Here is a 2,859-nt window from a genome sequence, read left to right on the forward strand (position 1 = left end):
GTACACCGCGCCGCTGGGGGTCGGGTACATGGTCACGCCGGAGACGCATTACGGGCCGAACGTCAACGGATACGAGTACTCCGGGCGTGGGGCGTACCACTACGCCGACCGGTACGGCGTCGGCGCCGACCGGACCGTGAAGACCGGTTCCGGGTTCACCGGGCAGTACCCGGAGCCGCTCGCGAGCGTGTACGAGGACGTCTACACGTGTCCGGACGAGCTGCTGCTGTTCTTCCACCACGTCCCGTACGACCACGTGCTGCAGAGCGGGAGCACGGTGCTGCAGCACATCTACGACACCCACTTCCAGGGGTACGCCGAGGTGGAGGCGATCGTCGCGCGCTGGCGGGTGATTGCCGAGCGCTTCGAGCCCGCCGTACGGGAGAACGTCACCGCCCGCTTCGACCGGCAACTGGCCAACGCCCGGGAGTGGCGCGACCAGGTCAACACCTACTTCTATCGCCTGAGCGGCATCCCGGACACCCATGGCAGGACGATCCACCGGTAGGCTGGAGCGAAAGTTTCGGACCGGGAGGTGTGGTGGGCGAGCGGCCGACGATTGCGAAAATTGCGGAGCAGGCCGGGGTGTCGGTGCCGACCGTGTCCAAGGTGCTGAACGGGCGGTCGGACGTGGCCGCGGCGACCCGGGCCCGGATCGAGAGCCTGATCCAGGAGCACGGGTATCGACGGCGGAGCGCGAGTACTGCGGCCGGTCCGATGATCGACCTGGTGTTCAACCAGCTCGGCGGCGAATGGGCGATGGAGCTGATCCGCGGCGTCGAGGAGGTTGCCCGGTCCGAGGGCGTCGAGCTGGTGCTGTCCGAGTGCGGCGGCGCGCTCCGGCCGCGGCAGGAGTGGATCGAGTCGGTGCTGAACCGGCGGCCGGTCGGCGTGATCATGGTGTTCTCGGACCTGGATGCCGACCAGCGCGCGCAGCTGGAGACCCGGCGGATCCCGTTCGTGGTGGTGGACCCGGTCGGCGACGTCGGGGACGACGTACCGTCGATCGGCTCCGCGAACTGGAACGGCGGGCGGCTCGCCACCACGCACCTGCGTACCCTCGGGCATGAACGGATCGCGATGATCGGCGGCCCGATCGACACCCTCTGCTCCCGGCAACGCGTCGACGGCTACACCGACGCGCTCCGCTCGACCGGCGTGGAGATCGCGCCGGAGCTGATCCGGTGGGCGGACTTCGAGGTCGGCGGCGGATACCGCGAGGCGCTGACGCTGCTCCGCCTGCCCGACCCGCCGACGGCGATCTTCGCCGGGAGCGACATGCAGGCGCTCGGCGTGTACCAGGCGGCTCGTGAGCTGGGCCTCGACATCCCGCGCGATCTTTCGGTGGTCGGCTACGACGACCTCCCCGTCGCGCAGTGGGTCACGCCCGCTCTCACCACGGTCCACCAACCCCTTCACCAGATGGCCGAACTGGCCGCCCGGGTGGTCCTCGACCTCTCCCGGGGCAAGACCCCGACCGCCCTCCGTCTGGACCTGGCAGTCGACATGCGGATTCGTCACTCCACCGCGCCGCCGGTGTAGCTCGGCCGCTCGACAGGACGTATACGCCCACTGCGGCGGACTCCACGCCTGGGCACGCGAGGAAATCGGCCGGGCGGCGGCACACCTCCTGTCGCCCTGGCCGCCTCGGTTAGTCTTGCTCGCATGATCGTCGGCGTGGGTATCGATGTGGTCGACGTGGATCGGTTCATGCGGACGCTGGAGCGGACGCCGGGGTTGCGGGACCGGGTGTTCACCGCGCTGGAGGCGGTGAAGCCGCCGGCTTCGCTGGCGGCGCGGTTCGCGGCCAAGGAGGCGCTGGCGAAGGCGTTGGGGGCGCCGGCCGGGATGCACTGGCACGACGCCGAGGTACAGACCGACGAGACCGGGCGGCCGTGGCTGGAGATCACCGGTACGGTCGCGGCGCAGGCAGCCAAGCTCGGCGTCCAGAGCCTGCACCTCTCGCTCAGCCACGACGCCGGCATCGCGTCCGCGGTCGTCGTCCTGGAGGGCTGACCGATGCGCCAGGCGCACACTGTCGAGCAGGTCCGCGCGGCCGAGGCCGAGCTGATGGCCCGGCTTCCTGAGGGCACGCTGATGCAGCGCGCGGCGGCTGGCCTAGCGGTTGCCATTGGCAACTTCTTGGGTGGCACGTACGGTGCGCGGGTCGTGCTGCTGGTCGGCTCCGGGGACAACGGCGGAGACGCCCTGTACGCCGGAGCCCGCCTCGCGCGACGCGGCGCCCAGGTGACCGCCGTCCTCCTCTCCCCGAACGCCCACCAAGCCGGCCTCGCCGCCCTCCAGGCAGCCGGCGGTCGAGCCCACCCGGCCCTGCCCGCAGGGGCGCATGCTGCCGCCGCTGCCGGAGCGCAGGCTGCTCCGGCTGGTGGAGTGCAGGCTGCTCCGGTCGCCGGGGCGCACGGTGGTCCGGCTGGTGCGGTGCAGGGTGGTCCGGCTGGTGCGGTGCAGGTTTTTCCGGCTGGTGGGGTGCAGGGTGGTTCGGCCAGCGGGGTGTTGGTGGGGGCGGGGGTTGAGCATGCGATCGCGTCTGCGGATGTTGTGGTTGACGGGATTGTGGGGATCGGTGGGCGGCCGGGGCTTCGGCCCGATGCGTTGGCGGTGGTGCGGTTGGTCGAGCGGTACGGCGTACCGATCGTCGCCGTCGACACCCCGTCGGGGGTGGACGTGGACACCGGCGAGACGCCCGAGCCGCATGTGCGGGCCGCGTTGACCGTCACGTTCGGGACGCACAAGGTCTGCCATCTGGTCGATCCGGCCGCGTCCGCGTGCGGGCCGGTCCACCTGGTCGACATCGGACTGGACGTCCCGCCCGCCGAGGTCCAGTCGCTCCAGGCCGCC

General features: G+C 71.2%; 3 protein-coding genes and 1 pseudogene. All 4 read left to right on the plus strand.

Annotated features, from left to right (window positions below):
* Positions 1-508, plus strand: a pseudogene (locus VFF46_RS23630) (alpha-glucuronidase); the annotation flags it as partial.
* A gap of 32 nt (positions 509-540) precedes the next feature.
* Complete coding sequence (locus VFF46_RS23635) at positions 541-1,542, plus strand: LacI family DNA-binding transcriptional regulator (protein ID WP_325039381.1); 1,002 nt, start codon at positions 541-543, stop codon at positions 1,540-1,542.
* Positions 1,543-1,665: 123 nt separating this feature from the next.
* Positions 1,666-2,016, plus strand: coding sequence for a holo-ACP synthase (locus VFF46_RS23640; protein WP_325039382.1), 351 nt, complete (start codon positions 1,666-1,668; stop codon positions 2,014-2,016).
* Between the two features lie 3 nt (positions 2,017-2,019).
* A partial coding sequence (locus VFF46_RS23645; protein ID WP_325039383.1) for an NAD(P)H-hydrate epimerase occupies positions 2,020-2,859 on the plus strand: 840 nt, incomplete at its 3' end.

This window comes from Kribbella sp. (genome assembly GCF_035655035.1).
GTDB lineage: Bacteria > Actinomycetota > Actinomycetes > Propionibacteriales > Kribbellaceae > Kribbella.

Bases quoted from the DNA above. Each gene is read 5' to 3' on its own strand.
- VFF46_RS23640 (WP_325039382.1), top strand. From the start codon at position 1,666: ATGATCGTCGGCGTGGGTATCGATGTGGTCGACGTGGATCGGTTCATG.